Genomic DNA, 24,394 nt, shown 5'->3' on the forward strand with positions numbered 1-24,394 from the left:
ATCCTCGGCACTGTCACCTCAACCGAATGCAGAAATTACTTCATCGAGGCCGGCTATGCGCCAACCTAAATTCATCCCGCTCTAGATAGCCTTTCAGACACGTCTTTGATCATTGCTTGAGGAACGCGCCCGTGTAGGTCTGGTCGGCAAGCCTAACGGTTCCGGCCAGGGTTCTGTCGGGCCGCATGACAAAACTGACGTCTGCGCCATTCGGTAGGCGCTCAAGCTTCAACGTAGTCCCCACAATTCTTCCAACGCCGGCGGCCTCGCCCGGATGGTTGTCGCCCAGAGTTCCCCACGCATAGGTAACCGTCACCTTCCCATTGGAAGAAATCGTCTGAACAGCAAGTTTGGCGTCATACATCCCATCCAAACGTCCGGCCCATAGACCGGAAAAAACAGCATACTTTGTCGGGACGGCCTTGTCAGGGGGAATGACCGCCACGGATTGATCCATGACTGCTGAGCCGGAGGGAACAGCGGCAGGATCCGAGGCAGTTTGGGCAGGAATGGTACCAGGTTCTAACGCTGGTTCGAGAGTGGGTTGCGGCGTGTCAGGAGCCGATTGGCACGCGGTTATGGCAAGCGCCGCGAAGCCAAGCATTGCTTTGCACATTCGGCGTGCCATCTTCTGGTGCCCCGGCCGTCTCTAGATCTAGCGCAGGCTAGCCTTATCGCGCGTTTTCACGACCTCTGTCTACCCAAGCTATCTCGTACAACAGCGGCTCGTCGAAGGACGTGCGCGGTCGTGAGTGAGCACCTCCATTCGTCGCCCAAGTAGCCGCCTGGGCGATAGCAAATATTTTCACTCCAACGTTTATGCCAGAATGTTCGATCTATTTTCTAGGTTTTTGGCTTTCGACCACAGATGCCTAAGCTGCTATCGACGCAGCCGCTGCCGTCTCGTCCGCGACGCCATCCACCATCACATGACCGATGCCCCGCGAGCAGCGCTCGATCCGCGCCTCGACGCGATACACATCACGTAAGAGCGCCGGTGTGACGACATCTTCCGGCGTGCCGCAGGCGATCATCCGGCCCTCGGCGATGACGATGCATTTGTCGGCGAAGCGCAGGGCCTGATTGAGATCGTGAATTGCGATCAGCACCGCAATCCCGTGGCTGCGCGCGAGCCCGCGCATGAAGCTCAGCACCTCGACCTGCCGGTGCAAGTCAAGCGCGGACGTTGGCTCGTCCATCAACAGGATTTCGGGTTCGCGGGCAAGCGTCTGGGCGATGCTTACCACCTGCCTTTGCCCCCCGCTCAGTTCTCCGACATTGCGAAAAGCAAGATCCGAGATGCTGAGCGCGGCCAGGATGCCGTCTATGAGTGCGAGGTCGCTATCGCTAACCGACCAGGCCGAGCCCTGCTTGCGGGCGAGCAGGATCGATTCATAGACGGTCAGCACCGCGTTGGCTGCCGTATCCTGCGGCATATAGCAGATGCCGTCCGGTCCCTTCGCCGCTCCCTCGAGGCAGACGCGGCCCGGGCCCTTCAAAAGTCCTGCGATGCGCTTGAACAGCGTCGACTTGCCCGCTGCGTTGGGCCCGATAACGGCGACTACCTCGCCACCTCGGAAAATGGGAGTTGAAACATCCGAAAGGACGAGCCGCGCCTCGTGGAAGGCTCCAAGACCATCGAGCCTGATCGTTACCATGAGCGCCTCACATTCGAGAGGATCAGCGAGATGAAGAAGGGAATGCCGATAAGCGAGGTGACGATGCCGATCGGGAAGATCGTGCCTGGAATGAGCGACTTGCTGGCAACCGAACTCGCCGAAAGGATAAGTGCCCCCGAAAGAGCCGAGGCAGGCAGGAAGAAGCGCTGATCTTCTCCGATCAGCATGCGGGCGATGTGCGGACCGACAAGCCCGATGAAGCCGATCGTGCCGACGAAGGCGACGGGAATGGCAGCAAGCAGGCTCACCATCATCATGGTTTCGAGCCTAAGGCGTGCGACCTTGACCCCAAAGCTCGCGGCCTTGTCTTCGCCTAGCCGCAGCGCCGTCAGCGCCCAGGCGCGGCGTGCGAATATCGGAAGCGTTGCGAGAAGGATGAGGCTGGTGATGATGAGCTTGGGCCAGGTGGCCTTGGTGAGACTTCCCATGGTCCAGAACACGACCGCTGCGAGCGCCTGCTCTGAGGAAAGATACTGGACGAGCGACAGCAGCGCATTGAAGGTGAATACGAGCGCGATGCCGAGCAGCACGATGGTTTCGACCGTCACGCCGCGCTTGAGGCTCACCATGTGGATGACGAGCGCGGTCAGCATCGCAACCACGAAGGCGTTGAGCGGCACGACATATTCGATTGCCGCGGGGATGAGCGCGACGCCGAACGCGAGCGCGAGCGCGGCGCCGAAGCTGGCCGCCGCGGAAATGCCGAGCGTGAACGGGCTGGCGAGCGGATTGTTGAGGATAGTCTGCATCTGTGCACCGGCGACCGACAGTGCCGCGCCGACGACCACGGCCATAAGCGCGATGGGAAGCCGGATTTCCCACAGCACGACGCGCACCTGAAGGGGCACGCTGGCGGGAGAAACGAGCGCGAGCACAACCTGGCCGAGGCTGTAACTGGCAGGGCCGAGCGCGAGGTCAATGCAAAGGCTCATGAGCAGCGCCAGGGCGAGCCCTGCGAGGATGAGTTGCTTGCGCAGGACGAGGGCGCGGTAGAGGCCGCGTCCTTCTTTGCCTGACAGTGCCGCGGGTTCACTGCTCATCGGAGAGCGAGACCCAATGGCCAGGCCTGTATTCGACCGGCAGGAACTTCTCGTGCAACTCCTTGAAGGTGGCCTCGGCGTCCAGATCGGCGAACAGGTCGGGGTGCAGCCACTTGGCCATCTGCTGGATGGCGACGAACTGATAGGGGCTGTTGTAGAACTGGTGCCAGATGGCGTGCACCTGCCCGTTTTCCACCGCTTTGATGCCCGTGAGGGCAGGCCGTTCCGTCAGGCCATTGAGCTTCTTCATTGCTGCCGCTTCGTCCGCGCCTGGACCGACGCCGACCCATTTGCCGCCCGGTACATAGGCCTCCCAGTTACCGCCCGTGACAATCACCTGGTCGGGATCGCTTGCGATGATCTGTTCGGGATTGAGCGCGCCAAAAGTGCCCGGGATCAGATCCGCCGCGATATTGCGGCCACCGGCCATCTCGACGAACTTTCCGAAATTGTCATTGCCGAAGCTCATGCAGCAATCGTCGGAATAGCCTCCGGCGCGCTCGATAAACACGGTCGGGCGCTTTGGATCCTTCTCTGCGATCACCTCGGTGACGCGCGCGATCTGCGCGGCGCGGTAGGCGATGAACGCCTCGGCCCGTTCTTCCTGGCCAAAGAGCTTGCCGATAAGGCGCATGCTCGGCTCGGTGTTGGTGAAGGGATGCTCGCGGAAATCGACATAGACCACCGGAATGCCAACGGCGGCGAGCTTTTCGATGTATTGCGCGTCCTCCGTTGCCTGCTTGGACTCGATGTTCATGATCATCACGTCCGGCTGAAGCGCGATGGCCTGCTCGATGTCGAAGGTGCCGTCCTTGAAACCGCCGAAGGTCGGTATCGCCGCCATCGAGGGGAATTTTTCCAGATAGACGGCGTAATTGTCGGGATCGGCCTGGGAGAAATCCTCGCGCCAGCCAACGATTCGCTTGAAGGGGTTGTCGGTATCGAGCGCGGCGATGAGGTAGATTTGCCGGCCTTCGCCGAGGATGACTTTCTCGACCGGCGTCTTCACGTCGACCTTGCGGCCGCTAATGTCGGTGACGGTTTCGGCGCGCGCGCCATGGGTTAGCGGCATGGAGGCCGCGAGGGCGACCGCGGCCGCGAATATCGACTTCAAAATCATTGTGCTCTCGCAATTCAGTTTACCGGCCCGGCTTTAGAAAACCTGAATTGTGTGATCAAGAATTATCTTTTAGAGCAATTCCAATGTACCGCTTTAGGGGAGAGCGTTTCGGGCAATGACGGCTCACGCAAACTATTCGCTGCGCGACGAAATTCGGGACTATTGGTCCGATCGTGCCGAGACGTTCGACCTGCAGGTGGGTCACGAGATTTTTTCCGAGCGGGAGCGCGCTGCCTGGCATGCGCTCATAAGCAGGCACCTTGGGCCAGGCGCCGGGCGGGCGGCTCTGGATCTCGCTTGTGGGACAGGCGTTATTTCGCATCTGATGCTCGATCTAGGCTTTGTGGTGACAGGCCTTGACTGGTCGGAAGCCATGCTCGCGCGCCAAGGCACAAAAACGCGGCGCCGATATCCGCTTCATCGTGAGGGATGCCGAACGGACGCTCGAGGACAAGGCGAGCTACGATGCCATCGTCACCCGTCACCTGGTCTGGACGCTGCTGGATCCGAAGGCGGCCTTTGCCGAATGGTTCTCGCTGCTGAAGCCCGGCGGCAGGCTGCTGGTCATCGACGGCGATTTTGTCAGCCGCAACTGGGCGATGGGTTTGCGGGAAATTTGGGAGAAGCTCACGGCCGGCAAGTCCCGGGTCTCGGACAATGACGGCGCCTCCATGGCCAAACGCCACCAGAGCATTCTTGCTCGTGTCTATTTCTCAGGCGGCGCACGGGCGGAAGAGATAGTTCGCTTGCTGGCCGAAGCGGGGTTCGATCAGCCTGTCGTCGACGGGAAACTGGGCGCGATCCATCGCGCTCAGGCTAGACAGATGAGTTGGCCCAAGGCGCTCGAACGCGCCACTCAACTTCGCTTCGCGATCCGCGCGACAAAGCCGCAGTAAACTGCATCTGAGTTAACGCAGACCGGCAACTATTCGCGCCACCGCGGATTATTTCTCCGGGCTGGCGTCCTGCAAGATCATTTCCGATGCCTTCTCCGCGATCATCACCACTGGAGAGTTGGTGTTGCCGGAAACGATCGTCGGCATAATCGAAGCGTCGACGACGCGCAGGCCAGAAATGCCGTGCACCCGCAGCCGGCCGTCGACCACTGCCATCGAGCCTGCGCCCATCTTGCAGGTGCCGACCGGGTGGAAAATCGTCGTGCCGATATCGCCGGCCTTGCGGACGAGATCTTCGTCGCTTTCATAGTGTGCACCGGGCAGCATTTCCTCAGGCGCGAAACGGGCAACGGCGCGCGCCTTCATCATACGGCGGACGTGGCGGAGCGATGCTACAGCCACGGTCCTGTCTCCCTCGGTAGACAAATAGTTCGGCCGGATCTTCGGGGCCGCCTGCGGATCGGGCGCGCCTATGTGGACGGTGCCGCGGCTTTCCGGTCTGAGGTTGCAGACCGAAACCGTGACCGCGGGGAAGCGATGCAGCGGCTCGCCCAGCCGGTCAGTGCTCAACGGCTGGACATGATATTCGAGATCGGGCGTCTCCAGGCGTGGGTCGCTTCTGGCGAAGATACCTAATTGGCTCGGCGCCATCGATAGCGGTCCGCTGCGACGGATGGCATATTCGACGCCCATGGCCGCGCGGCTGAACAGATTGTGGTAGCGCTGGTTTAGCGTCGAGGCGTTGGCGACCTTGAAGACCGTGCGGATTTGCAGATGATCCTGCAGGTTCTCGCCGACGCCTTCCAGCGCGTGGCGAACCGGGATTCCTGCTGCACCAAGCACGTCGGGTCGGCCGACGCCGGAAAGCTCGAGCAGCTTCGGCGAATTGATCGCGCCGGCGGCAAGTATCGTCTCGCCTGCCCGCGCACGATGCAACTGACCGCCCATGCGGAAAACAACGCCGGTGACGCAAGCTCCGTCGAAATTTAGATACTCGGTCTCGGCGCCGGTCACCACGCGCAAATTCGGCCGCCGGAGCACGCCCCGCAGGAACGCTTTCGAGGTGTTCCAGCGCACGCCCTTCCTCTGGTTGACCTCGAAATAGCCCGCCCCCTCGTTCGTCCCGCCGTTGAAATCCTCGGTCCGGGGGATGCCGAGTTCCTCGGCAGCATCGCGGAACGCATCCAGGATCGGCCAGGACAGACGCTGGCGCTCGACGCGCCATTCGCCACCGGCGCCATGAAGGTCGTTGGCGCCACCAAAATGGTCCTCAGACTTGCGGAAATATGGAAGCACGTCATCCCAGCCCCAACCGAGATTTCCGGCTTGCCGCCAGCCATCATAGTCGGCCGCCTGGCCGCGCATATAGATCATGCCGTTGATCGATGAGCAGCCGCCCAGAAGCTTGCCGCGCGGATAGTTGAGCGCGCGACCGTTCAGCCCGGGCTCCGGCTCGGTCTTCATCAGCCAATCGGTGCGCGGGTTGCCCATGCAATAGAGATAGCCAATGGGAACGTTGACCCAGTGATACCGGTCGCTGCCGCCGGCTTCCAGAAGCAGCACGCGCATGGCTGGATTGGCCGACAGTCTGTTGGCCAGCACGCAGCCGGCCGAACCTGCGCCGACGATGACGAAGTCGAATCGTCCAAAATCGGCAGCGGTCTGTGTCAATTGGACGTCCGTTCGCTTGCCATCCTGTCCCATAGCGGACCCATGGCCTGGTTGATCTCACCATACAGACGATAGCGCTGCTCATAGACCGGTGCGATCGCGCTATTGGGCTGGTAGCAGCGGTCGGGCGCGGTCATCGCGGCGGCGCCCGCAGAGAAGTCGGCAAACAAGCCGACGCCTGTCCCAGCTGCAATTGCAGCTCCCAGCGCACCTGTCTCGCGGCTGCGCGCCACGGTCACCGGCACATCAAGCACGTCCGCGAATATCTGCGGCCAGACGGCGCTGCGCGAGCCGCCGCCCGAAAGAACCGCTTGGCTGACAGTCGCTCCCGCTCGGCGCAGCGTCTCGACATGGCGCCGGTGTTCGAAGACGACGCCCTCGAACAGTGCACGCAGCATATGCGCGCGCGTGTGCCAGCCGGCGATGCCGTAGAAACCAGCACGCGCCTTGCCGTTCTTCTGCGAGCCGTAAAGGAAAGGATGGTAGATCGGCATGTCTCCCGCGGGATCGACGGAAGCAACAAGCTCGCTGCAGATCTCGAATGGCGATGCGCCTGCCGGCGGCGCATGCTCGAAGAACTCACGCACGATCCACTCGAGATTTGCGGCCGAAGTGGCGCTCGATTCGATGGCGAGGTAGCGCACCGGATCGAACGTCGACAGCATGAAGATCGATGGATCGCGGATCGGCTTTTCGGTGATAACCTGGTTGATGCTCCAGGTGCCGGCAATGATCGATGCGGCGCCGGTGCTGGTGACGCCCGAACCGATGGCGCTGGCGACGACGTCGAACAGGCCCGCCACCACGGGCGTGCCCGCAAGAAGGCCAGTGGCGGCAGCGACATCGCGCGTGACATGGCCGGCGATGCTGGAGGCTTCCAGCACGTCCGGCAGCAGTTCCATGCAATCGTCGAGACCATAGGCGGCCAGCAACTCAGGCTCGTAGCGTCGATCAGGCATGTGCAAAAGCCCGCAGCCCGACATATCCGAAGTGTCGGTCGAGCGCGCGCCGGTGAGGCGGTTGACGATAAAATCCTTGCACAGGAAGACGGTGCCTATTTTGGCAAAAAGTGCCGGATCGTGGCGCTTGAGCCACGCCAGCAGAGTTGGCGTCTGCGCCGCCCAGGGCCGTTGCAGGCAGTGGACATAAGTCCGGTCGCCAACGTCCGCGGCCGCCCATTCGCTGACGATGCCGACGCCGCGCGTGTCCAGCGACTGGATGCCGAGCAGCGGGTCGCCGCCGCGGTCCAGCGCATAGAGCCCGTTGCCGTGGCCGGCGCAGCCGATCACCGCGATTTCGCGGGGGTCGATGCCCGACTGGTCGAGGCACTGGCGGATGACCTCGACCGCGTTACGCCACAATTCGCCGAGGTCCCGCTCGACATGGCCGGGCTTTGGCATGCAGGAGCGGCAGTCCCGAGCGGCGAGCGCGAGCTCGCGACCGTCGGTGTCGAAGATGATGGCCTTGATGACGGTGTTGCCCGCATCCAGACCCAGAATGTATTGCTGCATTGAAGCTCCTCCCAAGCTGCCAAGTCTATTCTTGTTGGTAGAGCTCCCAAGCTGCAGCGCCGTCCGCATTCTCATGGATGATCGCCATCAATCCTCTCACGACGGCACGAGGGTTGGAATGCTGGTATATGTTGCGGCCATAGACCATGCCTGCCGCACCCTGCGCCATCAGCGCCGCCGACTTGTCGAAGACGGCGCGCAAATCCTCCCTGCCCCCACCGCGCACAAGGACAGGACAGCGCGCCGCCGCCACGACCCGATGGAAGTCGTTCGGATCGGTGGTCGGGTCCGCTTTGATGATGTCGGCGCCCATCTCACTTGCGAGCCGGGTCAGGGTGACGATCTTTTCGGGGTCGCCGTCGACCATGTAGCCTCCGCGCTCCGAGTTGGGCAGCATTGCCAGCGGCTCGATCATCAGCGGCAGGCCGTATTTTTCGCAGTCGGCGCGAACGCGGGCAATATTGTGGACGCATTGCCGGAACAGGTCCGGTTCATCGGGCAGCATGAACAGATTGACGACCACGCAGGCCGCGTCCATTTCCAGCGCGCCAATCAGTGGCTCGGATTCGTTCTGCAGGATGGCCCACATCGAGCGATGGCGGGTTTTGTTATATGGATTGCCCATGTCTATGCGCATGACCAGTGCCGGCTTGTCTTTGCCAGGCAGAGACTGCAGCAGATCGGCCTGGCCATAATTCATCTGAATGGCGTCCGGTCCCGCGGCGACCAGTTGGGCGACGACGCCGGCCATATCCTCGAGCCCTTCCAGGAACGACGGCTCGTTGCACACGCCATGGTCGATTGCGACGTCGAGACAGCGCGCGCCGCCGAACAACCGGTTCATGCGGACTTTCTTGTTGATGCGCATTCGGCGCTCCTTCCTTCGTATTTTTGGGATAGCTGGTCGAGATCGACGCCGTGCCGGCGTTGCAACAGGGCGAGGAAATCGGCGCGCTCGAATGCCTTGCGCGCGGCGTCCCAGTTCTTTTCGACAGCGAGAATATCGAGAACCGCATCGAGAAGGTCGGCCGAGAGAGCACCGGTGATGGCGATTGTCGTGCGGCGGAGCAGCAGGTCCTCCAGCTGCTCGACATATTCATTGCCGATGAGATACTGAATTTCCCGGGCCGAGTAGTTGCTGCCAGGCAAGAGCTCGTCATGTCCCGCTGCCATGTAGGCGGCGACGGCATCCGCCGCGGTACCATAGCGCTCGAAGAGGCTGCGCATGCGGTCAAGCGACAGGCCGTGCGCCGCCGCGCGTTCTGCGCACCATTTTGCAGGGGCAATGGGAAAATGCCGGCCGCCGCCGATCGGCATGTTTTCGGTGCCGACGATGCGCTGTCGGCACAATCGATCGAGCACGATATCGGCTGCAAGTTCGCCGAACGATCGGAAGGTTGTCCATTTCCCGCCGATCATGCAGAGCGTCGGCGGCACTGTATCGGCGCCCTCGATGAGCTCGCAGAAATGATCGCGGGGAATGCGCCCGGTAAAACTGTCTTGGCTTATCGGTAGCGGCCTCACCCCGGTGAACTGAAAGACGATGTCGGTATCGGCGATCTCGATAGCAGGAAACACGAAGGACAGGGATTGCAGGATGTATCGCCGCTCGTCATCCACACAGCGTGCCTGGTCGGGATCGTCGACGCGGATATCGGTCGAGCCGACCAGCACGTTGCCGAGATAAGGAAACAGGATGCAGATCCGGCCGTCCTCGTTCTCGTAGTAGATCATGTGGCCATCGAGCGCGTTGTGAAGCTCGCGATTGTCGACGATCAGATGCGAACCTTTCGTGCCGCCCATAAGCTTCGGCGCAACGGCTCCGATCGCCGAATTGGTCAGGTCGATCCAGCCGCCTGTGGCATTGACCACGAGCCGCGGCTTCACGGCCACGGTTTCGCCAGACAGTCCGTCGTTAAGCACCAGGTTCGCGTCACCGAGCGACACGCGTGCATAGTTGAGCGCCCGGACGGACGGCTTTTCCTTCATGGTGTCGCGCAGCATCTCGGTACCCAGCCGCTCGGGATGGCTGACCCAGGCATCATAGTATGTCGCCGAATTGCGAATAGCAGGGTTGATTGCAGGCCAGACCTTGAGTGTCTCAGCACGGCTCCTGAACTTGTGCGTCGGGACGATACGCCGTGCGGCGGTGAAGAAGTCATACATCGCCAGGCCGGTCTTGATGACCAATGCGCCGCGCCGGCCAGGGCGACGGCTTAGCCCAAGGAAGCGAAATGCGCCATTTGCTATGCCTGAGAACAAGTCGAAGATAGGCACCGTGGTTGGCAGTGGCGCAACGTAATGCGGCGCGTTCTTCAACAGCCGATCGCGTTCTAGCAGAGATTCGCGGACCAGCTTGAACTCGCCGTTTTCAAGATAGCGCAAGCCGCCATGAACCATGCGCGAGAGTGCTGCGCTGGCGCCGGAACAATAATCGCCCTTTTCCGCGAGCAGCACATCGACGCCCTGCAAAGCGAGTTCGCGAAACACGCTGATGCCGTTAATGCCGCCCCCTATGACGAGCACGTCAACATCGGGGTTCTCGCGCAAGCCGGCGATCGTCTGGATGCGATTCATCTCAGGACGCGCTTTCGATCACGCATCTATCGCTACGAGATGCCTGTCCACCGCCGCATCGACGACCGTCAGTTCCGCGGCACTCAGCGAAATCTCCCCTGCCCTGGCGTTGTCGAGCGCGTGCGTCGCGTTTCGCGCTCCACACAACGCGAAGGTGATGCCGGGCTGCGCCAGCGTCCAGGCGATAACGATCTGCGCCATGGTTGCCTGGTGGACCTCCGCGACCGGGGCCAGGGCGTGCTTCAGAGCCGCCACCTTGCGCCGGTTGGCCTGAGAGAAGCGCGGGTTGTCTTTGCGCTGGTCGTCGCCGCTGAACTCACGCGCCGGATCGATCGCGCCCGACAGCAGGCCGAGCGCAAGCGACGAATAACTGAGCGCGGCGACCTGATGCTGACGCGCGATCGGCAGCAAGGTCTGCTCAATCTCGCGATCCAGCATCGAATATCTTTCCTGGATCGCGTCGAGCTGGCCAGTTCCTACGTATTGCTGCAGCTCGGCGGCGTTGAGATTGCTTGCGCCGATGGCGCGGATCTTGCCAGCTGATTTGAGGCGTTCGAGCACTTGCATTGTTTCGGCAATGGGGGTCGTCAGGTCCTGCCAATGGGTAATGTAGAGATCGATATAGTCGGTGCCGAGCCGCCGCAGGCTCTGTTCCACTTCATAAGCGATGCCGTTAGCCCCCAGGTATCGGTTCACCGGCATTCCATCCTGATCGAAGAAGTGGTTGCCCTTTTTCGAATGCCAGTTCAGGCCACATTTGGTGGCGATGACCGCGCGGTCGCGCCGGCCCTTGATGGCCTCGCCGACGATCTCCTCGCTGCGGCCGAGACCGTAGGCCGGCGCGGTGTCGATCAGCGACACGCCGGCATCGATGGACGCCTGGATCGCAGCGATCGATTCTGCTTCATCGGTGCCACCCCACATCCAGCCTCCGATGGCCCAGGTGCCGAGCCCGACTGCCGATGTGACAACGCCGGACTTGCCGATTGAGCGGGTGATTTGTCGAGAGTTCATGATGCATTTCCTTCGGCGAGCTCAAGGATTTTCAAGCCGGTGGTTTCGTCGGTGACGAGGGTATCGAGGTGAGAGCCGCGCATGGCACTGAGGATCGGGACCACCTTGCTTGCGCCGCTGGCGACCCCTATCGACTGCGGAATGGTCGCGAATTCCTCGAGCGTCAGCGAAACGAGTGAGCGGTTGAGGCTGTAGTCGGCGAGCTTTCCGTTGCCGTCTATAAGATGGGCGAGCAGCTCGCCCGCCGCGCCCGAGCGCTCGATGGCCAGCCGGTCGGCGCTCGAAGACGGGTGCAGATCATAGTAGCTCGAATCGTCGGTCAGGATCGAGCCGATGCCGACGACCGCAAGCGTTGCTTCCCGCGCCTTGCTGAAAACATCGGAAACCGCCCTCACGCCCATCAACATGTCGCGTTGGGCCGGGCTGTCGGCAAACAGCGGCGCGTGAATCTGATAGGCGCGCCCGCCGAGTTTGTCGGCCATCAGAGACGCGACATGATTGACGTCGGTGTAATGCTTGCCCTGGACCAAGCCGGTCGCGGGAATAACCTCGACGTCGTAGTTGCGGTTCGGCTTGAGGCCGGCGACGACGGCACTCACTCCCTTGCCTCCTGTTATGGAAATCGTATCGCCGTCCTTGATCGTCTCGAGCACCAGCCTGGCCGCGGCCTCGCCGACGCGCTGGAGCGCAGTCTGCGGATTGTCCGATACGGAAGGAACGACGACAGCCCTTTGGAGTCCACCTATCGCGACAAGTCGCGCCTCGATGTCGACCAGTTGCTCGACCGGCGACTTGATCTTGATCTCGACAAGCCCAAGTTGATGACCGCGCTTGATGAGACGGTTGACGGTCGCATGCGAGATGCCGAGCTCTTTGGCGATTTCAGCTTGCGTCTTGGCTTCCATGTAATGAAGCACAAGCGCCTGATACATCTGGCGGACGATCGTGATGTCGTCCCGCGAATTGGTTGGTGACATGATGGATGCTCAATTCTCGCGCTGCTCAGGATTTCCTGCGGTGCAGGAAATGGTCGATCGATACCGCCGCGAGCAGGATGCATCCCTTGATCATGTCCTGCCAATAGACGGAGACGTCGAGCAGGATCAGCGAACTTGTGACGACCGAGAGCAGCGCCATGCCGAGTATGGCGCCGAAGATGGTGCCCGAGCCGCCATTGAGCGATGCTCCGCCGATCACGGCCGCGGCGATGATGTTGAGCTCCATGCCAGCGCCGAAGGTCGGGGTGGCAGCGCCAAAGCGCGACATGTAGATGACTCCGGCAAAGCCTGCGAAGGTGGAGCAGAGTACCGTGACCCAGAATTTGACCTGCTTGGTTTTGATGCCCGAAAATTGGGCCGCCTTCTCGTTGCTGCCGGTATAGAAGACCTTGCGGAAGGCCGTGGCGCGCCGAAGCAGGAAATCGAAGATGGCCACGACCACGACAAATATGACGATGACATAAGGCACATTGCCGAAGCTGCCCTGGCCGATCGCCTTGAATCCTGGTGGCAGGGTGAACAGCGACAGCGGGGTTCCCTTGGTGATGACAAGGCAAAGACCGCGCACGATCACCATCGCCGCCAGCGAGGTGATGAAGTGATTGAGCCCGATGACGGTCACGAAAAAGCCCATCGCCGCGCCGATCAGCGCGCTGGCGCCTATGCCGATGAGGCTCGCGGTCCACGGGTCCAGTCCCATCAGGAAGAGAGCGCCTGAGACGACCATGGAGAAGCAGACCACCGAACCGACGGAAAGATCGATGCCGCCGACAATGAGGAGTATCGTCATGCCGACGACGACGATGCCTTCAATGGAGAAGCTCATCAGCATGGCCCGGAAATTTCCCCAGGTCAGGAAATGCGGCGAGCAAATGTCATCGCGATGCAAAGCGCCAGCATGATTGCGATCAGCCCCGCCTCACGCATTGACCCCAAACGCAGCCAGTTGCGCCCGCCAAGCCCGGGGGCGCTCGCCTTGATTTCGGCGTCCATGAGGGTTCCTCCGGTCTGTCTAAGCGACATTCTGAACCTGCCTTGCGTTTGATCGTTGCTTCCGGAGACCCGAAGCCAGCAGCATGATCGCCTCTTCGGTCAATTCGTCAGCCCCCAGTTCGCCGGCAATGGCACCTTCGTGTATGACAAGCACCCGGTCGCTGAGCCCGATCAATTCAGGAAGCTCGGATGAAATCACGATGACGCCGACGCCCCGCTCGGCGAGGTCGCGAAGCAGGCGATGAATTTCCACTTTGGCGCCGACATCAACTCCGCGTGTGGGCTCGTCCAGAATGACCACCTTGGGGCCAATCGAAAGAAGCCTGGCGATTGCGACTTTCTGCTGATTGCCACCACTAAGCGTCGACACTTCTGTCTCGATGCCGCACATGCGCACACCGTGGCGCTCCACCAGGTCGGTGGCTTGCTTTGCCTCGGCGCGGCGATCGAGCAGCCCAAGGGGTGTGGTCAGTTTCCGAAGGTCCAGCGCGGAAATGTTCGAGGCAACCGACAGGTCCAGGAACAGGCCCGATGCCTTGCGGTCCTCTGAGAGGTAGACCACGCCTGCGCGCACGGCATCGCTATAGGTCCTGATGCTGACCGGCTCGCCATTGAGTTCGACCGATCCCGACACCTTCGGGCGCAAGCCGCAAACGGTCTGAACCATCTCGCTGCGGCCAGCGCCAATCAACCCGCCGATGCCAAGAATTTCGCCTGCACGAAGCGTGAAGCTGACGCCGTCGGAACCCTCTCGATAGGAGAGATTCGCGATCGACAGCACAGGGCGGCCGGTGCGCCGTTCAGGCGAGAGCTTTTGCGGATAGAGCTGCGTGATTTCGCGCCCGACCATCTTGCGCACGACATCATTGGGAGTGACCAAAGCGATAGAATCGGTCGCGACATATCTGCCGTCACGAAACACCGTGACGCGGTCGCACAGGCTGAAGATCTCGGCCATGCGGTGGCTGATGTAGATAATTGAAATTCCGCGCGCCTTGAGATCGCGGACGATTGCGAAAAGGCGCTGCGCCTCGGTTTCGGTCAGCGCGGCCGTCGGCTCGTCGAGCATCAGCACCCGGCATTCGAGCGTCAGCGCCTTGGCGATTTCTACAAGTTGCTGGTTGGAGATCGAAAGCTCGGCGACCGGCGTCTCGACCGGGATCGGCGCCAGCAGGTCCATTATCTTCTGCGCATCGGCGTAGAGCCGGCGAAAATTCATCAGCGGCGCGCGCCGATTGTTGATCGCCGCCATGAGAATATTCTCGGCCACCATAGCATCCTGGCACAGCGCGATTTCCTGATGGACGAGGCCTATGCCAAGCCGTTGCGCGGCGGATGGCGATGCGATGGTGACGTCCTTGCCTTCGAGACGAATGATGCCTTCGTCGGGCTGCACAATGCCGGCGATGATATTCATCAGCGTGGACTTGCCCGCGCCATTCTCGCCGCACAGCGCGTGAATTTCGCCACGCTGCAGGGTGAAATCGACCCCGGTCAGCGCGTTGATGGCGCCGAAGGATTTCGATATGTCGCGGATTTCAAGAATGGCGGCGGCAGTCACTCCGTCCCCCCTTGCAGCGTTGATATTGACGATAATGGCCCGGTCGACGGGGCGCGAGCGCGCCCCGTCCGGTTCGAGCATTTCCGAAGAGCCCCGATAGATACCGGTGAGCTCTTATTCCTCGATGCCCTTGGTGCCGCGCCGCGTGAGGTAGGCATCCCAATAGAAATCATCGGCGTTTTCCGCAGTGACGATGGAAAAGCCGTTGTCTACGAAAGGCACGCCCATGCCGTTGAAGCCCGACCGCCGGGCGTCGTTCATCGGATCGATCAGCTCAGGATGCTTGGCCAGCCACAGCAGCATGAATCCCATGTAACCCTGCATGCCCTGGTTCGGGTTGACCGAGCCAAAGATTTCGCCGGCCTTGATCATATCGAGGATCTTGGCGTTGACGTCGGCGAGCATAACCCGGATCTTGCCGCCGCCCTCCTTCGCGGCCTGCGCCGCGCCGATTGCCGAGTTGGCTTCCGGCATGAACACCGCGCCCAGTTCGGGATGCGCCTGGGCAAGGCTGAGCACGGCCTGGTAGGCCTTCGTCGCGTCCTGGTTCGACGCCGCGCGGCCGACGAGTTTCATATCCGGCCATTTGGCTTCCATACGGGCGATGAAGGCGGCGATGCGCTTGTCGTGATTGTCTTGTCCGGGGTTTTCAAGAACCGCGTATTCGCCCTTGCCGTCCATCGCCTTGGCGACTGCATCGGCGGCATAGGTGCCTTCGGCGACGTTGTCGGAGGTGATGTAGGACACTCGTTTGGAGTTGGGCGAATCTGCGGCGAATGTGACTACTGCCGTTCCCTGGTCAATGGCCCGATTGATTGGCTCGATGAAGGGATCGGAGTTCATCGGATGGACCAGGATGCCAGCCGGCTTCTGAGCCAGCGCCTGGTCGAATGTCGCTATCTGCTTGTTCACATCGTATTCGGGCGTTCCGGTGTATTCGGTCTCGCAACCGAACTGCTGTCCAGCCTGCTTGAACATCTCGTAGACCGGGAACCAGTATTCGACGCCGGAAACCATGACGTTCATGACGTATTTTTCACCCGGCTCGCACTTGAACGGGTTAGCGGCCTGGGCCGCGGCGTGGCTTGCCCCCAACACAGTGGTGGCTGCTGCCGAAATGGCGAGCATGCTCAAAAATTTGCGCAAGAGTCCTCCCTCGGCCGAAGCCTGGTCAATTGGGCGGCATGACACTTACGTGCCGCCGCTTGTGGTTGATAAGACCGAACCTCCTCCCGAGGCCCAGCAACTGATCATTCGCAGGAGTTAGCTCGAGTGTCAATAAAATTCATATACAGAAATATATTTCACACCTGCTTGGTGCACCGGGCCGACCGAGGCAACTAGCGTCGCCATCGCAGCGGCCGACTTCATGCGTGTGGACCGGCGCCGAAGCACGCGAGAGGGGCGCCGCTTCGAGGCCGGCGAACACGTGGCGGCGGGCTGAACGGTGGGGTTGACGGCATGCGGCAGCATATTGATACCGACACCGAGTTCGCGCACTTCGGATACCTGCTCGAACTCGCCTATGGCCGGCTGGACGCGGTCGAGAGCGAGATCGTCGAGGCCGCGCGCCGCGCGCGCCTCCACGAACTCATCGCTTCTCTGCCGGAAGGCCTCGATACGATCATTGGCGAGCGTGGCGTAAAGCTGTCGGGCGGTCAGAAGCAGCGCCTGGCAATCGCGCGTATGTTCCTGAAAAACCCGACAATCCTCATTCTGGACGAGGCGACGTCGGCACTCGACACGCAGACCGAGCGGGAGATCCAGCAGTCGCTGGCAGAGCTCGCGCAGGGCCGAACGACACTGGTGATCGCGCACCGGCTGGCGACGATCCGCAATGCCGATCGCATCGTGGTGGTCGCCGATGCGGGCATCGTCGAACAAGGTCCGCATGATGAACTGGTGGCGCGTGGCGGTGCTTACTCACGACTGGGCGCGGCTCCGGACTGACGACGCAGCTCTCAAAGCTAAAGCCGAGGGAGTTCTACTGAAACGCACCCGATCAGGCTGCGCAACCCCAACCAGTTGATGCCCGATCGGGTGCCGCCACCGCTTTCCAAGCGGCGGGCGCCCGCCGCTTGGAGGTCTAATCTCGACCGCGCCGGCCGAACGCTGGTATCAGCGGCCCCAGATCCCCTGGCCATAACCGGGCCCGGGAATATCGAAGATCGAATTTCCTGCCGAGGTCGGTGCGCTGTCGGCCGTGTTGACGCTCGCTGTGCCGCTGAGGTCGACTGCGTAGCCGTCGTCGGACACCATCGAATGGTGACCGGTGTTCGAAGAGCCGGAGCCATGGCTGTAGTTGGAGCCATAGTGGTCGCTGCCGGCAAAAGCCATGCCAGAGGCAAACAGGAAGGTGGCAGTGATAAGAACGATCTTATGCATTTCAATTCTCCATCTTTTGAGGGTTAGCATTTGGCCTCAACGCGCCGTGCCCCGCACCGCATCGATGAGCCGTCTTTCATGCCCTTTGGGCAAAACCGACCAACCGCTATCCTTCTGGATTTGCGGCGGCAGGTTGTTTAGCGCACGGTTGTCTTGTTACGTTCGTGCGCTGTTCGGACGGCTGCTTGATAGCAGCCGAGATCACTACCGTTCGGCGGCGTCAACGCGGCCTGTATGAATGGCGGCTGTTTCCGATCAGCCGTCGCGTGGTGGGGTTGACGTCTGCCCCTTGTCGATCATGGCATTGTAAGAGCCGGCGAGCCGCTTCATGGGCCGGATAATTTTGGTCAATAAGGCCCGCGCGGAGCAGGTCAGGGAAATCGTACGAAGTAACTGGCTTGTGCATTTTGAACCTCAGGTTTCGGAGCAAGACGCATCGACACCTCGACAAGACTAGATGTTCGTCCAGGGCGCTGGATATTTGCATCTCGCCCGCTGAATCTGCCGCATCTGCGGTTCTTATTGTCATCGTATTTGCGCTTGACCGCGACGAGCCGCTCTAGTTGGCGCCGTAGGCGGCGCGTACGCGCGCTTCGCCTTCATCATCCATCATGAAGTTGATATAGGCGCCACCATGCGGGTTGTGCTTGTGCACCGCGGCCCAATACTCGCTTGCCCAGCGCCTCAGCTCCGGCGCCTTCGTCGGGTCGGGGTCGATCCCGGCGATAACCATGGACCAACGCGCTCGCCGCGCTCCCCAGGCGGTGGCGTCCGGAGCCATTTCCTGGACCGCTCCGTCAATGGGGTAGAGATGCATCAGCGACAGCTCGCTCGGGGTCTTCGAACCGTGCTCGGCATGGGCAGCGATGGCCGCATCGGACAGCTCGTCGACATAATCGCCCCTCCAGTACCACTGCAAGCCCTTCGGCAGCAGCGGGTCAAACAGCGCCTGCAGATCGTCGAAGGGCATCTGCATCATACCGTCCATCAGAGGCTTGGGAAGCGCGTCGCGCACGGGCTGCATCGCCCGGATGCCGTCCTCCTCCGCGCCGTTGTAGCAACTGATCAGCGCGCAGATGCGCCTTCCCCAGATCTCGCGCGGGAAAGGGTCGCAGGAGGGCACCGTCTTGATGCCGAAGAACATCCCGAGCTCTCGCGGCGCTCCGGGCAGGAAGTCGCGGTACCAGCGCATGATCTCTGCGGCATTTTCGATGTCGAAGAAGATCGGCCCGGCATAGACATTCTTCGCCGGATGCGCCTGAAATGTGAAGCGCGTCACGACGCCGAAGTTGCCGCCGCCGCCGCGCAGCGCCCAGAACAGCTCCGGGTGTTCGTCTTCACTTGCCGTCACGAGGCCGCCGTCGGCCAGCACGACCTCGGCCGCAAGCAGATTGTCGATGGTGAGGCCGTGTTTGCGCGTTAGATGGCCGGTGCCGCCGCCCAGCGTCAGTCCGGCGATGCCTGTGGTCGAGACGAGGCCCGCCGGCACCGCCAGCCCATGCACGCTGGTGGCGCGGTCGACGTCGCCTTGGGTGCAGCCGGCCTCGACGCGGACCGTGCGAGTCGTGGGATCGATATCGACCCGTTTCATCGGCGACATGTCGATGACCATCCCGCCGTCGCAACTGCCGAAGCCTGGACCGTTGTGGCCGCCGCCGCGAATGGCAAGAAGCAAATGCTTCTCTCGGGCATGATTGACGGCAGCGACGACGTCGGCGACCTCGGCGCAGGGGACGATCCAGCGCGGCCGCTTGTCGATCATGGCGTTATAGAGCCCGCGAGCCTCTTCATAGGCCGGATGGTTTTGATCAATAAGGCTCGCGCGGAGCCGGTCGGGGAAATCGTACGAAGTAACTGTCTTATCCATATTGAACCCTCAGGTTTCAAAGCAAGACGCGTCGACACTCGCCAAGACTAGATTGTTCATCCTGGGCGCCGGACATTTGCGCTTAGCCGGTTGAATCTGCCGCATCTGCGGCTCTTCTTGTCATACACCGCCTTCGTTTCAGACGTTTTTCTGTGGTGCGGTGGGAGTGTTTCGTTTGTTTCAGCGCGCGCCCCACGGGGATGACAGGCGGCATTTTGTGGCTGGTTATGGTCCGAATCGTTAGCTCGAGCCGTGATATCGGGCCGTGCAACGCAGGCCATTCGTGTTTCGGCCGTTTTTCCGGAGGATTGATAGAATTTCGTGTTCACGTCAGCGCTGGCGAAGATTCCCAAGTGCCGAAACAGTTGAAACAAATCACGCAGCGTCTGAATGTTTGCTGAAACAAGGACGGTTTAGTATCCGCCCTCGGCGATCACGCGAATAAAAGGGAACGACCATGCGGCCTGACAATCCGGTCACATCCACACACACAGGCTATGCCCTCTTTGACGCCAACAATGTCCTCGTTGGGAGCAATCCGCAGATATTTGGAAGCCAGCGGCTCGACCGCGGCGAGATGCAGCCGATGGACGCCATTGCCGCAGTCGCCGAAGCCCTCTCGTATCTGAAAAGTTTCGACGGCCGCCCCATCGAGCCGGGCAACGCGTTCGCTGAAAGCGCCGCGGCGCGATGGACGCAAATCGACGATGCTCCAGTTGAAGCTGAGACATTGGATGGCCGGTGGAAGTTGCTCACAGCACATCCTCGGCCGAATGGTGGCATGGCCCTGGTAAGCGTCGACATTACCGACATGAAGCGAGCGCAGATCGCGCACTTGGAAAACGCGGAGATATTCCGCTGCATCACGGACAGTCACCCGCTGCCCGTTTGGGTGGTGGACGCGGGAAGCGGGCAAATCCTCTACGAAAGCCTCGATGCGTCGAACCTGCTTGGCCGAAAATGGACCCCGAACGAGCCGCAATTCCTGACGGATCATTTCGTGAATACTGGCGAATTCGATGAAATCAGTTCTCTCGCCAGCAACAGCGACATCGTGCGGGATCACGAAATCCAGCTCAGAAACACAAGCGGATCGACCGTCTGGTGCTCGACTAACTGCCGTCGCGGCGTTTATGGCGGGCGCCCCTCGCTCATCATCGGGGTATTGGACATCACGGAACGGAAGCAGCGCGAAGACCTGTTTGGTTTCCTGATCAAGCATCATCCGTTGCCGGTATGGATGAACGATGCAAGTTCGGGGGAACTCATCTACCAGAGCAATGCTGCCGAACGGCTGCTTGGATGGAGCAAAAAGGCGCAACGCGAGACGGTGCGGCTCGGCGACTACTTTGTCGACCCCGAGAAACATCGGGAAATCAATCGGGAGCTCATGCAAAAGGGCGTCGTCGAAAATTGCGAGGTGCTTCTTAAAAGACCCGACGGCCAAGAGTTCTGGGCCACGGGCAATCTCAGGATCGTCGAGTTCCAAGGCCGGCGAGTGGTTCTCGCCGGCATCGCCGATGTGACCAAGCAGAAGAAGCGTGACGGCGAAGTCGCTGCGGCGCGGGAGATGCTCGCAGACGCCGTTGAATCACTCTCCGAGGGATTCGCACTGTACGACGAAGATCACCGCCTGGTCATGTGCAACAGCCTTTACCGCGAGCTGAACCATCCGGTGCGGGATCTCGTTGAACCGGGCGTGGAGTGGAACGAACTCCTTCGCGAATCCGCCAAGCGCGGCGTGTACCGCAATGCGGTTGGGCGCGAGGATGAGTGGCTGGACGAGCGGATCCAAGGCAGGATCGAGTTCCACTCCCATTTCGAGGTCCCCCTCTCCGACGGCAAATGGCACTCGGTTTCGATACATCCCACCGATCTTGGCGGCTTCGTCGTGACGCGCGCCGACATCAGCGGACGCAAGAAGGCCGAGGCTGCCGAGCGCGACGCCACGGCACTGCTGCAAAAGGTGCTCGATGCCTGCCCATCGCCGATACGCATGACCACGTTCGAGGGAGAAACGCTCTACCGCAATCCTGCTACAAGAGATCTCTACGCCGACCGTCCTCGAATAACCGACCACTATGTCGATCCAGATTATAGCGCAATATTGGAGCGCACCCTGATCGAAAAGGGCAGGATCGATGATTTTCGGGTCCAGCAGTACGACACCGAGAACAAGGCCTTCTGGGCTTCGATTTCCGCTCGCCTGATCGATTTCCAGGGAAGGCAGGTGATCGTGTCGAACACGACTGATATCACCGACATGATCACCGCCCAGCAAGAAACGCGCAAGGCCAACGAGCGGCTGATCGACGCGATCGAATCTCTGGCCGAAGGGTTTGCCCTCTACGACAGGAACGATTGCCTGGTGCTGGCCAACAGCAGGTATCGCCAGATGCACGCGATAAGCGCGGATGTGCTCGTTCCCGGGGTGAACTGGTTCGATTTCCTCCGCGTGACCGCGGAGCGCAACCAGTTTCCGGTTCCACGGGACAAGATCGACGACTGGCTTGCCGAGAGGGCAAGGGACCGCCGCGAATTCCGGCAACAGGAATTCCGTCATACGGACGGCGGTTGGTTTTTCGTCTCCAACTGTCCGACCCGCGAAGGCGGGTTCGTGGTCACCCGTGTCGACATTACAGAGCGCAAGCGGGCCGAAGAGGCCGCCAAGGAGGCGGATGAATTGGTCCGTAAAGTCCTCGAAGCCTGCCCCGTCAACATCCAGATGACCCGCGCACATGATGGGAAGCTGCTCTACCGCAGTCCCGCCACCGTTGAGCTGCTCGGCGACGTCACCAGCGCCGTCGACTACTATGTCGATCCTTCAGAGCGGATGCGATACGTTGAGCGGCTGCTCGCGACGGGGTTGGTCGACGATTTCGAAACCCAGCTCAAACGCAAGGACGGTGGAACCTGCTGGTGCTCGATTTCGTCTCGACTGATTGATTACCACGGCGAGAAGGTGATCGTTTCCCACGCCTACGATCTCACCGACCGTATCGAAATGCAGCAGGAATTGGAGCGACAGCGCGAGACGCTGCACCAGAACGAAAAAATGTCGGCGCTCGGTGGATTGCTGGCGGGGGTGGCGCATGAGCTCAATAATCCGCTCTCGGTGGTGCTTGGCCTGTCATCGCTGTTGAAGGAGACCGCTACCGACGCCAAGGTCGTGGAACGCGCCGACAAGATGAGCAAGGCAGCCGAACGCTGCGCCAGGATCGTCAAGACTTTCCTGGCTATGGCCAGACAGCAGCCGACGCGAACCTCAAACGTTGCGATCGATGACATTATTTCCGAAGCGGTTGAAGTGGCAAGCTATTCGATTCGATCGTCGGACGTCGGGCTTTCAGTTCATCTTGAACCTGGTCTTCCCACGATCTGGGCGGACCCCGATCAGCTTGGCCAGGTGCTGATCAATTTGCTTGTCAATGCAGAACAGGCGCTGCATGGCTGGGAAGGACGACGGGCAATCACGGTTTCAACGCGGCTTCACCCCAAGACCGGCAACATAGTCGTCAGCGTTGCCGACACGGGTCCGGGAATTCCCAAAGAGATACTTCCCCGCATTTTCGAGCCGTTCTTCACGACCAAAGAGATTGGGGCCGGGACCGGGATCGGGCTGTCCTTCTGCCATCGGATCGTTCAATCCCATGGAGGAACCATCGAGGTCGAATCCCCCGAGGGGGGTGGCTCGACCTTCATACTTTCGCTGCCTGCTTCGGACCGTCTCGACGAACGAGCCGAAACGGCCGAGGACGAAGTCCCGAATTCAACCGGCATTGCTTGTCTGGTGGTGGACGACGAAGAGGAAGTGGGCGAGCTGGTTGCTGAGGTGCTCAGGCGAGATGGCTTCAAGGTCACCATTGCCAGATCCGGCGAAGAAGCGCTGCTGCACCTCCAGAACCGCACTTTCGCACTGATCCTGAGCGATCTGAAAATGCCGAACATGGATGGACGGGGATTGTTCAACCAGATTGCCAAGCTCCATCCGGCCGAGCTCGACAGGTTAGCCTTCCTGACTGGGGACACGATCAGCCCGGACGCGCAGATGTTCTTGCGCGCCGCGAAACGGCCCTATCTTGAGAAACCGATCAAACCTAACGAGCTCCGTTCGTTTGTCTCGAATCTGGTTAACAACAATACTTGACAGATGCGTTGATTTGCACGTCACTTTAGGGGCAACTTATCCATTAGGCTAGTTGCTCGGTGGTCGATTTTGACGACGCACGCACATATCGTTGTCTGCGATGACGAACCGGATATCCGCGACACGGTAGCGGAATATCTGGAGCATCATGGCTATGCCGTGACGCCGGCCAACGCCGGGCCTGCCCTGCGTGAACTTATTGATAGCCAGCACGTCGATGTGGTCATATTGGATATCCGAATGCCAGGTGAGGATGGCCTCTCCCTGGCGCGATATTTACGAGAGCACTCAGACGTCGCCATTATCATGCTGACCGGGTCGGCGGAAATCGTCGACCGCGTTGTCGGCTTGGAGATTGGCGCCGACGACTATGTCGCGAAGCCCGTGGACCTGCGGGAATTGCTGGCGCGGGTGAAGGCCGTGCTGCGTAGGACATCGGCGAGCGAACGAGCCGCGGAGAAAGCGAGTACTCCGGGCCCTCACCAGGTCCAGTTCGGCAAGTGCCGCTTCGACCCGGCCGCACACAAATTATACAACGCCGAGGGAGCCGAAATAGCGATCACCGCGATGGAGTTCCGGCTTCTGAAAGTATTCAGCGAACATCGCGGACGAGTACTCAACCGCGATCAACTGCTCGAACTCGCTCATGACCGCGGATGGGATCCCTTCGATCGCAGCATCGACATTCGCGTTTCGCGCCTGCGGAAGAAAATCGAGATCGATCCCTCCAAGCCGGAGGTAATCAGGACGATCCGCGGCATGGGCTACCTCTACGCTTGAGCGCGCCGCTGGCTGGTTGGACCAGCGCCTCAGCCCTTGCGGCTTATGCGGTTTTGTGGCTCCAGGGGATTAGAGCGGGATGAATTTAGGTTGGCGCATAGCCGGCCTCGATGAAGTAATTTCTGCATTCGGTTGAGGTGACAGTGCCGAGGATT

16 protein-coding genes and 3 pseudogenes are annotated in these 24,394 nt (G+C 60.8%); 4 read left to right on the top strand and 15 right to left on the bottom strand.

Annotated elements, in window-relative coordinates; genetic code table 11:
* Window positions 1-109: 109 nt before the first annotated feature.
* The 4 genes from NKH36_RS32785 to NKH36_RS32800 all read right to left on the bottom strand — a co-directional run bounded on the left by NKH36_RS32785 (window position 110) and on the right by NKH36_RS32800 (window position 3,791).
* The gene (locus NKH36_RS32785) at window positions 110-445 is read right to left on the bottom strand and encodes a hypothetical protein (RefSeq protein ID WP_352965505.1); all 336 of its coding nucleotides are present in this window, start codon (window positions 443-445) and stop codon (window positions 110-112) included.
* A 427-nt stretch (window positions 446-872) separates the two neighbouring features.
* Window positions 873-1,658: an ABC transporter ATP-binding protein gene (locus NKH36_RS32790; protein WP_352965502.1), complete on the bottom strand. Its 786-nt coding sequence runs from the start codon at window positions 1,656-1,658 to the stop codon at window positions 873-875.
* Window positions 1,652-2,719, bottom strand: a complete 1,068-nt coding sequence (locus NKH36_RS32795; RefSeq protein WP_352965499.1) for a FecCD family ABC transporter permease — start codon at window positions 2,717-2,719, stop codon at window positions 1,652-1,654. Before NKH36_RS32795 ends, NKH36_RS32790 begins: the two co-directional genes overlap by 7 nt.
* On the bottom strand, window positions 2,709-3,791 hold the full coding sequence (locus NKH36_RS32800) for an ABC transporter substrate-binding protein (RefSeq protein WP_352965511.1): 1,083 nt from the start codon (window positions 3,789-3,791) through the stop codon (window positions 2,709-2,711). The genes NKH36_RS32795 and NKH36_RS32800 overlap by 11 nt, the downstream gene beginning before the upstream one ends.
* Before the next feature lie 163 nt (window positions 3,792-3,954).
* Between NKH36_RS32800 and NKH36_RS32805 the strand changes: the two are divergent.
* Window positions 3,955-4,735 (top strand): annotated as a pseudogene (locus tag NKH36_RS32805) (class I SAM-dependent methyltransferase).
* Window positions 4,736-4,783: 48 nt separating this feature from the next.
* Here NKH36_RS32805 and NKH36_RS32810 read toward each other — a convergent pair.
* From NKH36_RS32810 to NKH36_RS32850, 9 genes and pseudogenes are all read right to left on the bottom strand, one after another.
* Window positions 4,784-6,406, bottom strand: coding sequence for a GMC family oxidoreductase (locus NKH36_RS32810; RefSeq protein ID WP_352965496.1), 1,623 nt, complete (start codon window positions 6,404-6,406; stop codon window positions 4,784-4,786).
* Entirely contained in the window at window positions 6,403-7,917 is a 1,515-nt protein-coding gene (locus NKH36_RS32815) for an FGGY-family carbohydrate kinase (protein WP_352965493.1), read from the bottom strand. Before NKH36_RS32815 ends, NKH36_RS32810 begins: the two co-directional genes overlap by 4 nt.
* A 25-nt stretch (window positions 7,918-7,942) precedes the next feature.
* Window positions 7,943-8,785, bottom strand: coding sequence for a class I fructose-bisphosphate aldolase (locus tag NKH36_RS32820; RefSeq protein WP_352965490.1), 843 nt, complete (start codon window positions 8,783-8,785; stop codon window positions 7,943-7,945).
* Window positions 8,758-10,494 carry a glycerol-3-phosphate dehydrogenase/oxidase gene (locus NKH36_RS32825; RefSeq protein WP_352965487.1) on the bottom strand — a complete coding sequence of 579 codons (1,737 nt, stop codon included), beginning with the start codon at window positions 10,492-10,494 and terminating at the stop codon, window positions 8,758-8,760. The genes NKH36_RS32820 and NKH36_RS32825 overlap by 28 nt, the downstream gene beginning before the upstream one ends.
* 18 nt (window positions 10,495-10,512) lie before the next feature.
* The gene (locus NKH36_RS32830) at window positions 10,513-11,508 is read right to left on the bottom strand and encodes an aldo/keto reductase (RefSeq protein ID WP_352965485.1); all 996 of its coding nucleotides are present in this window, start codon (window positions 11,506-11,508) and stop codon (window positions 10,513-10,515) included.
* The gene (locus tag NKH36_RS32835) at window positions 11,505-12,485 is read right to left on the bottom strand and encodes a sugar-binding transcriptional regulator (protein WP_352965482.1); all 981 of its coding nucleotides are present in this window, start codon (window positions 12,483-12,485) and stop codon (window positions 11,505-11,507) included. The genes NKH36_RS32830 and NKH36_RS32835 overlap by 4 nt, the downstream gene beginning before the upstream one ends.
* Before the next feature lie 25 nt (window positions 12,486-12,510).
* Window positions 12,511-13,499: pseudogene (locus tag NKH36_RS32840) on the bottom strand (ABC transporter permease).
* 19 nt (window positions 13,500-13,518) lie between these two features.
* Window positions 13,519-15,060, bottom strand: coding sequence for a sugar ABC transporter ATP-binding protein (locus tag NKH36_RS32845; protein WP_352965508.1), 1,542 nt, complete (start codon window positions 15,058-15,060; stop codon window positions 13,519-13,521).
* Window positions 15,061-15,174: 114 nt separating this feature from the next.
* Complete coding sequence (locus NKH36_RS32850; RefSeq protein ID WP_127317988.1) at window positions 15,175-16,206, bottom strand: substrate-binding domain-containing protein; 1,032 nt, start codon at window positions 16,204-16,206, stop codon at window positions 15,175-15,177.
* Window positions 16,207-16,578: 372 nt separating this feature from the next.
* Here NKH36_RS32850 and NKH36_RS32855 point away from each other — a divergent pair.
* Window positions 16,579-17,010 (top strand): annotated as a pseudogene (locus NKH36_RS32855) (ATP-binding cassette domain-containing protein); the annotation flags it as partial.
* Window positions 17,011-17,178: 168 nt separating this feature from the next.
* On the opposite strand, the gene NKH36_RS32860 reads toward NKH36_RS32855, so the two are convergent.
* A complete protein-coding gene (locus NKH36_RS32860) occupies window positions 17,179-17,445 on the bottom strand; it encodes a hypothetical protein (RefSeq protein ID WP_352965479.1) in 267 nt (88 codons plus the stop codon).
* Window positions 17,446-18,004: 559 nt separating this feature from the next.
* Entirely contained in the window at window positions 18,005-19,312 is a 1,308-nt protein-coding gene (locus NKH36_RS32865; RefSeq protein ID WP_352965976.1) for an FAD-binding oxidoreductase, read from the bottom strand.
* Window positions 19,313-19,769: 457 nt separating this feature from the next.
* Here NKH36_RS32865 and NKH36_RS32870 point away from each other — a divergent pair, with 457 nt between their 5' ends.
* Both NKH36_RS32870 and NKH36_RS32875 read left to right on the top strand, forming a co-directional pair.
* A complete protein-coding gene (locus NKH36_RS32870; RefSeq protein WP_352965978.1) occupies window positions 19,770-23,459 on the top strand; it encodes a PAS-domain containing protein in 3,690 nt (1,229 codons plus the stop codon).
* 69 nt (window positions 23,460-23,528) lie between these two features.
* Window positions 23,529-24,239 (top strand): response regulator, encoded by a 711-nt coding sequence (locus NKH36_RS32875; protein WP_352965471.1) that lies wholly within the window; start codon window positions 23,529-23,531, stop codon window positions 24,237-24,239.
* Window positions 24,240-24,394: the final 155 nt, after the last annotated feature.

It is taken from the genome of Mesorhizobium sp. M1312, assembly GCF_040318115.1.
GTDB lineage: Bacteria > Pseudomonadota > Alphaproteobacteria > Rhizobiales > Rhizobiaceae > Mesorhizobium.

Bases quoted from the DNA above. Each gene is read 5' to 3' on its own strand.
- NKH36_RS32790 (WP_352965502.1), bottom strand. From the start codon at position 1,658: ATGGTAACGATCAGGCTCGATGGTCTTGGAGCCTTCCACGAGGCGCGG.
- NKH36_RS32795 (WP_352965499.1), bottom strand. From the start codon at position 2,719: ATGAGCAGTGAACCCGCGGCACTGTCAGGCAAAGAAGGACGCGGCCTC.
- NKH36_RS32800 (WP_352965511.1), bottom strand. From the start codon at position 3,791: ATGCCGCTAACCCATGGCGCGCGCGCCGAAACCGTCACCGACATTAGC.
- NKH36_RS32815 (WP_352965493.1), bottom strand. From the start codon at position 7,917: ATGCAGCAATACATTCTGGGTCTGGATGCGGGCAACACCGTCATCAAG.
- NKH36_RS32820 (WP_352965490.1), bottom strand. From the start codon at position 8,785: ATGCGCATCAACAAGAAAGTCCGCATGAACCGGTTGTTCGGCGGCGCG.
- NKH36_RS32825 (WP_352965487.1), bottom strand. From the start codon at position 10,494: ATGAATCGCATCCAGACGATCGCCGGCTTGCGCGAGAACCCCGATGTT.
- NKH36_RS32830 (WP_352965485.1), bottom strand. From the start codon at position 11,508: ATGAACTCTCGACAAATCACCCGCTCAATCGGCAAGTCCGGCGTTGTC.
- NKH36_RS32835 (WP_352965482.1), bottom strand. From the start codon at position 12,485: ATGTCACCAACCAATTCGCGGGACGACATCACGATCGTCCGCCAGATG.
- NKH36_RS32860 (WP_352965479.1), bottom strand. From the start codon at position 17,445: ATGCATAAGATCGTTCTTATCACTGCCACCTTCCTGTTTGCCTCTGGC.
- NKH36_RS32865 (WP_352965976.1), bottom strand. From the start codon at position 19,312: ATGGATAAGACAGTTACTTCGTACGATTTCCCCGACCGGCTCCGCGCG.
- NKH36_RS32870 (WP_352965978.1), top strand. From the start codon at position 19,770: ATGCGGCCTGACAATCCGGTCACATCCACACACACAGGCTATGCCCTC.